Here is a 7,427-nt window from a genome sequence, read left to right as displayed (position 1 = left end):
CCCGTGGTCGCCGACGCCTGCTCGGAGCACAGGTACACCACCAGGTTCGCCACCTCCTCGGAGGAGGCGAGACGGCCGAGCAGCGAGGTGGGCCGCTCCTTCTCGATGAACAGCCGGCTCGCCTCCTCCGGCGAACCCGCCGCATCGCCCACCAGCTCGCGCACGAACTTCTCGACCCCCTCGCTCAGGGTCGGTCCGGGCAGGACGCTGTTCACCGTGACGCCGGTGCCGCCGACCGCCTCGGCCAGACCCCGGGCCACGGTCAGCTGAGCGGTTTTGGTCATGCCGTAGTGGACCATCTCCGGCGGCACCTGCACGGCGGATTCGCTGGAGACGAAGACGGTCCTTCCCCAGCCGCGCTCCACCATCTTCGGCACATAGTGCCGGGACAGCCGGATGCCGCTCATCACATTCACGTCGAAGAAGCGCTGCCACTCCTCGTCCGGGATTTCAAAAATCGGCTGCGGGCCGAAGATTCCGGCGTTGTTCACCAGAATATCCACGGCCGGAAATGCCTCCACCAGCGCGCGGCACCCCGCCGCGGTGCCCACGTCGGCGGCCACCTTGTGGACCCGCTCGGCGGAGCCGAACTCGCCGAGAGCCTTGTCCAGGCGTTCCTCGGTCCGGCCGTTGAGCACCACTTCCGCCCCGGCGGCGTGGAGACCCCTGGCGACGGCGAGCCCGATTCCGGCAGTGGAACCGGTGACCAGCGCGATGCGGCCCGAGAGATCGATATGCACGGCGTGCGTCCTCCTTCTGCAGAGGGTTGGTGGAATTCGCTGTGCGACTCTAACCCGCACTGGACAAGAACCGGGGTGTGCGAGAAACACTCGTCCCGCACACACTCGTCAGGCACCGGAAAAACCGGAAGAGAGAGGAAGCCGTGCAACACAATCTCGCGGGAAAGGTCGTTCTCATCACCGGCGCGGGCGGCGGAATAGGTTTCGCCACGGCCCGCGCATTCCTGGAGGAAGGGGCGTACGTGGTGGGCGGTGACCTCGATCCGGGAGCGCTCGCGGCCCTGGGTGACGACCGGGTGCTGCCGGTCGAGGCCGATCTGCGCGACCCCGACGGGGCCCGGCGGCTCGCCCAGGCCGCGCTCGACCGCTTCGGGCGCGTCGACGTCCTGCACAACAACGCCGGTGTGGCCAGGGTCCGGCCGGGGGGCTTTCTCGGCGTCGGGGACGACGCCTGGCGGGACGTCCTGGAGCTGAACCTGCTGGGATACGTCCGGATGTCCCGCGCCGTCCTGCCCCACATGCTGGAGCGGGGCAGCGGTGTGCTGCTGCACACCGCCTCGGAAGCGGCCCGCATGCCCAACCCCAGGCTGCCGGACTACAGCGTGGCCAAGGCCGGGGTCCTCATGCTGTCGAAGGCGCTGGCCAGGGAGTTCACCCCGCGGGGCGTGCGCTCCAACGTGATCTCTCCCGGCTTCATCCGCACGGCCGTCTACGACCGTCCGGGCGGCCTGGCCGACGCGCTCGCCGAGGAGTTCGGCACCGACCGGGAGACCGCGCTGAAGCGGTACGTCGAGCTGAACGGCATCCCGGCGGGCCGGCTCGGCCGGCCGGAGGAGGTGGCCGCGGCGGCCGTACATCTGGCCTCCGACGCGTCGGCGTTCGTCTCCGGCGCCGAGATCGTCGTGGACGGGGGCGTCACACCGACGGTGTGACGCGTATCTCGCCCGCGAAGATTCTGCTGGGTGCGATTTGCATTCGTATAAACCTTGATCCTTTCCGCGATGCGGGATCTAGGCTACGGTCAGTCGCACCCGGTGAGCGACAGCCGAGCTGCGGTGAGTGACCGCGCCGTCGTCCCGGACTCGTCCACGTGCGACAGAGTGGCCGCACGACCACGCGCTGGGGCACCCGCCTCCACGGTGCCCCGGCGGCGAAGATTCGAGGAGCTGTTCCGCCGTGAAGAGAGTCGCCCTTGTCATGGGCACCCGTCCGGAGGCCATCAAGTTCGCTCCGGTGATCCGCCTGTTACAGCGCGATCCGCGCTTCGAGCCGGCCGTCATCTCCACCGGCCAGCACCGCGAGATGCTGCACGAGACCCTCGCCGCCTTCGGTCTGTCGGTGGACCACGACATGGCGGTGATGAGGGAGCGCCAGACGCTCTCCGGAACCACCGCGCGCATCCTGGAGAGCCTCGACACCTACCTGCCCGAGGAACGCCCGGACGCCGTCCTCGTCCACGGGGACACCGCGACCACCCTGGCGGGCGCGCTGTCCGCCTTCCACCACCGCATACCCGTGGTGCACGTCGAGGCCGGACTGCGCAGCGGCACGCTGTCCTCGCCCTTCCCCGAGGAGGGCAACCGCCGGCTCGTCGCCCGGGTCGCCGACCTGCACCTGGCACCGACCTGGGGCAACCGCGACCACCTGCTGAAGGAGGGCGTCCCCGCCCGCGACATCGTGGTCACCGGCAACACCGTCATCGACGCCCTCCAGTGGGGCGCCCGGCACGCGGCCGACTGGGGACGCCCCGAACTCGAGGACCTGGAACAGGAGAGCCGCCGGGTCATCCTGGCCTCCGCCCACCGCCGGGACGCCTGGCCCCAGCTGAGCGACATCGCCCACGCCTGGCGACGGCTCGCCGACCGCGGTGACGTACGCGTCGTCATCCCGCTGCACCGCAACCCGGCCGTACGCGAGGCGATCCTGCCCGTGGTCGCCGGTCACCCGGACATCACCGTCACCGACCCCCTGCCGTACCTCTCCTTCTGCCGGCTGCTCGACCGCGCCGACATGATCATCTCGGACAGCAGCGGCGCCCAGGAGGAGGGCCCGGCGCTCGGCACCCCCACCCTGGTGCTGGCCGACGTCACCGAGCGGGTGGAGACCATCGAGACGGGAGCGGCCCGGCTCGTCGGCAAGACCACCGAGGGCATCGTCGAGGCCGCCGCCTCCCTGCTGGACGACAGCGCCGCCTACACCGCCATGGCCCGCGCGGTCAATCCGTACGGCGACGGCTACGCCGCCGAGCGCACCGTCGGAGCTCTCGCCCACTACTTCGGCCTCGGCCCGGCGCCGTCCCTCTTCGCGCCCGAATCCGCCCTGGTGACCGGGCACTTCGGATCCGGCATGGCCCAGCTCGCCGGCTGACCCGGACCCGCGCGCTCCCGGACGGGGAGCCACAGCCACTGACGAAGGACACCCATGGCACTCACCGAGACGGTGCTCGCTTTCTCCACCCCTACCCTGCGCGTCCGGCTCACCGCGCCCGGCGACGAGATCCCCCTGCGCGAGGAGACCCTGGTCGTGAACCCCACGGCCCTCCCGCTGGACCTCGGCACCGCCCAGCCCTCCCTGGTCCCCGCCCTGCGGTCGGCCGTGCTGAACCGGGTGACGCTCCGCCACCCGGGCCCGCTGCTGCTGTTCACCGGCTGGGAACAGGAAGACCTCACGGAGCTCGGCACCCGGGAAGGATGGCTGCGCATCGGCGACGACCCGTCGCTGGCCGCCGGCGCCGGCGAGGGCGCCCCCTTCCCCGCGCACACCCCCCTGTGGCGCTCCCCCGTGGAACAGCTCGGCACCGTGACGCTCCCGCCGGAGCTGCTGGGCACCCCGAGCGCCGCCCGCACCGCCGTCCCGCTGCGCCTCCAGGCCAATCTCTGGTACGCGCCCCCGGGCACCGACTGCCACATCCACCGCAAGCACGAGTTCCTGGAGGTCCACACCCAGATCGCGGGGCGCGGACGCATGCAGAAGTTCCACGCCCAGGACGCCGCCACCCGCTACCAGGACCTCGCGCTGGAACCGGGCGCGACCCACGCGCCGTTCTGCGCCCACGACGCCACCGGAGCCTGGCACTACCCCTGGCACCGCTACTGGTCGGACACCGACTGCGTCTGGCTGGCCCTGGAGTACCACCCCTGCTGACCGGCCGCCCGCACGTTCCACCGAGCCCGAGGAACACCACCGCCCGCGACATCCAGGAGAGTGACGCCGTGACAGACCACACGGACAGCCCGATGGTGCGCATCCCCCGCTTCGACTCCGAGACCGTCGCCGACCAACTGCGGGACGGCTACTGGCTGGAGGCCACCGACCTCGACGGCGACGGCCGCGTCGACCTGTTCGGCTACGGCCTGCGCCTGGGCGAGATCTACTGGTACCGCAACGACGGGACCTGGGAGCGCCGGCTGGCCGCCGACGGGATCCACATGCCGGTGGGCGCCGACTTCGCCGACATCAGCGGCAACGGCGTCGCCGACATCATCGTGTGCCACGAGTTGTACGGCCCCATCGGCACCATCGTGGACCCCGACCCGGAGGGCGGGAAGATCAGCTGGCTGGAGAACCCGGGCCAGCCGGACAAGGACCCCTCGCGCTGGAAACGCCACTACGTGGGGCGGGCCGTGGGCATGCACCGGCTGCGCGCCGGCTACTTCACGCAGCGCGAGCGCCTGGAGATCATCGGACTGCCCATCGTGGCGGTCGAGGACGTCCACGCCGTCCTCCCGGTCGTGATGTTCACCCAGCCCGACGACGTGCACAGCGCCGCCGAGTGGCCCATGACCGTCATCGACGACCGGCACTTCCGCATGATCCACGGGGCGGAGAAGAAGAAGGGACTCATCCCCGGCAGCGACCGCGACAGCCTTCTGCTGGCCTCCGACGAGGGCGTGACCTGGCTGTACTGGGACGAGGAACGCGCCCAGTGGGAACGGGTCCTGATCGGTACCGGGGAGCGCGGCCAGTTCGAGCGGACCGGCTTCCGCGGCAGCGGCGACCTGAACGCCGGACGCCTGGGCGACGACCCCCTGGCCTACGTCGCCGCGGTCGAGCCCTTCCACGGCAACACCGTCGCCGTCTACACCAAGCGGCCCGAGCCGGGCGGCACCCACACCTGGACCCGCACGATCCTCGACGTGTTCGGGGACCCCAACGAGAACGGCGAAGGCCCCGGACACCAGATCGTCTGCGCCGACTTCGACGGCGACGGCGACGACGAGTTCCTGGTGGCTCTGCGCGGCCCCTGGCCCTGGCAGGGTGTCTTCTACTACAAGGCCCTCGACGCCCGGGCCGGGGTGTGGACCAAGTGGCGGGTCGCCGACGAGTCCGTGGCCCGGATCGCCCTCGGCGACTTCGACGGCGAGGGCCGGATCGACTTCGCCACCATCTCCTACGCCGTCGACAACTACTACGTGGCCAAGGACGCCAGGATCGTGCTGCACCGCAACCGCACCGGGGAGGACCGATGAGCCGCGTCCGTAAGGCCGTCATCCCGGCGGCCGGCCTCGGCACCCGCTTCCTCCCCGCGACCAAGGCGACTCCCAAGGAGATGCTGCCGGTCGTGGACACCCCGGCCATCCAGTACGTCGTCGAGGAGGCCGCCGGCGCCGGACTGGACGACGTACTGATGATCACCGGACGGAACAAGCGGGCCCTGGAGGACCACTTCGACCGCAACCACGAACTGGTCACCGCGCTCCGGCGCAAGGGCGACGAGCGGCGGCTGGCCGCCGTCACCGCCTCGGACGACCTCGCCACCGTGCACTACGTCCGGCAGGGCGATCCGCTCGGCCTCGGCCACGCCGTGCTCTGCGCGGCGGACCACGTCGGCGACGAGCCCTTCGCGGTCCTGCTCGGCGACGACCTCATCGACCCCCGCGACCCCCTCCTCGGCACCATGCTCGACGTGCGGGAGCGGCACGGCGGCTGCGTGGTGGCCCTGATGGAGGTCCCCGACGAGGACATCGGCCGCTACGGCTGCGCCTCGCCGGCCCCCGGAGGCACCCCCGACGTGCCCCGCATCGCCGGGCTCGTGGAGAAACCGGCCCCGGGAACCGCGCCGTCCAACCTCGCGGTGATCGGGCGCTACGTCCTGTCGCCGGAGATCTTCGACGTCCTGCGGACCACCCCGGCCGGCCAGGGTGGGGAGATCCAGCTCACCGACGCCCTGCGGGCAGTGGCCTCCGGCGCGGCCCCCGGCGGACCCGTCCACGGCGTGGTCTTCCGCGGCCGCCGCTACGACACCGGGGACCGCGGCGCCTATCTGCGGGCCGTGGTCCGTCTCGCCTGCGAACGCGAGGACCTGGGCCCGGACTTCCGCGACTGGCTGCGCAAGTACGTCGCCAACGAACTCTGAGCCCGCCACCGCCCCCGCGGCGCGGATCACTTGGTCGCGCCCTGGGCGAAGCCGTTGTAGATGTAGCGCTGGAGGAACAGGAAGACGACGAGGGTCGGCACGATGACCAGGATCGTGCCGGCCGAGATGTCCTCCCAGTGCGCGCCGAACGGGCCCTTGAAGCGGAACAGGGCGGTGGAGATGGTGCCGAGGTCCTCGGACGGCATGTACAGGAAGGGGATGTAGAAGTCGTTGTACACGGTGATCCCCTTGATGATGACGACCGTGGCGATCGCCGGTTTCAGCAGGGGCAGGATGATCTTCCAGTAGATGGTGAGGGAGTTGGCCCCGTCCAGGCGCGCCGCCTCGTCCAGCGACACCGGGATGCCGCGGATGAACTGCAGGAAGATGTAGATCGAGACGATGTCCGTGCCCATGTAGAGCAGGATGGGCGCCCAGATGGTGTTGAACAGCCCGAAGCTGTTGACCACTTGGAAGGTCGCCACCTGGGTGGTGACCCCGGGCACCAGGGTGGCGATCAGGAACAGCGCCATGACCGGCTTCTTCAGCCGGAAGTGGAAACGGTCGATGGCGTACGCGGTCATCGACCCGATGAGCACCGTGCCGGTGATGGAGAACAGCAGGATGACGGCCGTGTTGACGAAGGCGGACAGCATCTTGCCGTCCTTGAACGCCGTCACGTAGTTGCCGAAGTTCAGCCAGTCGCCCGGCAGCGACAGCGCACCGCCGTCCGCGACCTCCCGGGAGGTCTTCAGCGAGGTCAGGAAGACGACGGCGAGCGGGACCAGCACCACCAGCGAGGCGACGATCAGCGACAGATACGTCAGCGCGGGGCCGATCCGGCGGCGGGCGGGCGGGGGCGTGGTCATACGAGGTCCACCTTCTCGTCGGGCACGAGGCGGCGCTGGATCCAGGTGATCAGCACGATGATCAGGAGCAGGACGACGGCGGCGGCCGAGGCCAGACCGGTCTTGTTGAACTGGAAGGCGAGCTTGACCGTCTGGATGACGAACGTCGTCGTGCCGGTCGCGCCGCCGGTCATGATGTAGGGGATCTCGAACACCGACAGCGAGCCGGAGACCGCCAGGATGACGCTCAGGCTGACCACCGGCCGGATGCTCGGGGCGATGATGTGCCGGAACTGCTGCCAGCGCGAGGCCCCGTCGAGCTGGGCGGCCTCGTACAGTTCCGCCGGGATCGACTGGATCGCGCCGAGGAACAGCACGAAGTTCAGTCCGGTGAACCGCCAGACGGAGACCCCGGCCAGGGAGGTGTTGGCCGACTCGGGATCACCGAGCCAGGCGTGGCCGGAGCCGGCGCCGAACCAGGAC

General features: G+C 70.5%; 8 protein-coding genes. 5 read left to right on the top strand and 3 right to left on the bottom strand.

Annotated elements, in window-relative coordinates; translation table 11 throughout:
- A partial coding sequence (locus tag H5J33_RS17485; protein WP_181795854.1) for an SDR family NAD(P)-dependent oxidoreductase occupies positions 1-740 on the bottom strand: 740 nt, incomplete at its 3' end.
- A gap of 143 nt (positions 741-883) precedes the next feature.
- Here H5J33_RS17485 and H5J33_RS17480 point away from each other — a divergent pair.
- The 5 genes from H5J33_RS17480 to H5J33_RS17460 all read left to right on the top strand — a co-directional run bounded on the left by H5J33_RS17480 (position 884) and on the right by H5J33_RS17460 (position 6,096).
- Positions 884-1,672, top strand: a complete 789-nt coding sequence (locus tag H5J33_RS17480) for an SDR family oxidoreductase (protein WP_181795853.1) — start codon at positions 884-886, stop codon at positions 1,670-1,672.
- 244 nt (positions 1,673-1,916) lie between these two features.
- On the top strand, positions 1,917-3,107 hold the full coding sequence (gene wecB / locus H5J33_RS17475) for a non-hydrolyzing UDP-N-acetylglucosamine 2-epimerase (protein ID WP_181795852.1): 1,191 nt from the start codon (positions 1,917-1,919) through the stop codon (positions 3,105-3,107).
- 54 nt (positions 3,108-3,161) lie between these two features.
- Entirely contained in the window at positions 3,162-3,884 is a 723-nt protein-coding gene (locus tag H5J33_RS17470; protein WP_181795851.1) for a hypothetical protein, read from the top strand.
- 92 nt (positions 3,885-3,976) lie between these two features.
- Positions 3,977-5,209: a VCBS repeat-containing protein gene (locus H5J33_RS17465; protein WP_181795855.1), complete on the top strand. Its 1,233-nt coding sequence runs from the start codon at positions 3,977-3,979 to the stop codon at positions 5,207-5,209.
- A complete protein-coding gene (locus H5J33_RS17460; protein ID WP_181795850.1) occupies positions 5,206-6,096 on the top strand; it encodes a UTP--glucose-1-phosphate uridylyltransferase in 891 nt (296 codons plus the stop codon). The genes H5J33_RS17465 and H5J33_RS17460 overlap by 4 nt, the downstream gene beginning before the upstream one ends.
- 26 nt (positions 6,097-6,122) lie before the next feature.
- On the opposite strand, the gene H5J33_RS17455 is transcribed toward H5J33_RS17460, so the two are convergent.
- Complete coding sequence (locus H5J33_RS17455) at positions 6,123-6,965, bottom strand: carbohydrate ABC transporter permease (protein ID WP_181795849.1); 843 nt, start codon at positions 6,963-6,965, stop codon at positions 6,123-6,125.
- A partial coding sequence (locus tag H5J33_RS17450) for a carbohydrate ABC transporter permease (protein WP_181795848.1) occupies positions 6,962-7,427 on the bottom strand: 466 nt, incomplete at its 5' end. The genes H5J33_RS17455 and H5J33_RS17450, both read right to left, overlap by 4 nt.

Origin of the sequence: Streptomyces sp. WELS2, assembly GCF_013870595.1 — a bacterium.
Classification (GTDB): Bacteria; Actinomycetota; Actinomycetes; order Streptomycetales; family Streptomycetaceae; genus Streptomyces.
The sequence above is the reverse complement of the archived record's forward strand: the minus strand, read 5'-3'. Positions and strand labels throughout refer to the sequence as shown.

Excerpts from the sequence above, each read along its gene's own strand:
- H5J33_RS17465 (WP_181795855.1), top strand. The coding sequence starts at position 3,977 with ATGGTGCGCATCCCCCGCTTCGACTCCGAGACCGTCGCCGACCAACTG.
- H5J33_RS17460 (WP_181795850.1), top strand. The coding sequence starts at position 5,206 with ATGAGCCGCGTCCGTAAGGCCGTCATCCCGGCGGCCGGCCTCGGCACC.
- H5J33_RS17455 (WP_181795849.1), bottom strand. The coding sequence starts at position 6,965 with ATGACCACGCCCCCGCCCGCCCGCCGCCGGATCGGCCCCGCGCTGACG.
- H5J33_RS17470 (WP_181795851.1), top strand. The coding sequence starts at position 3,162 with ATGGCACTCACCGAGACGGTGCTCGCTTTCTCCACCCCTACCCTGCGC.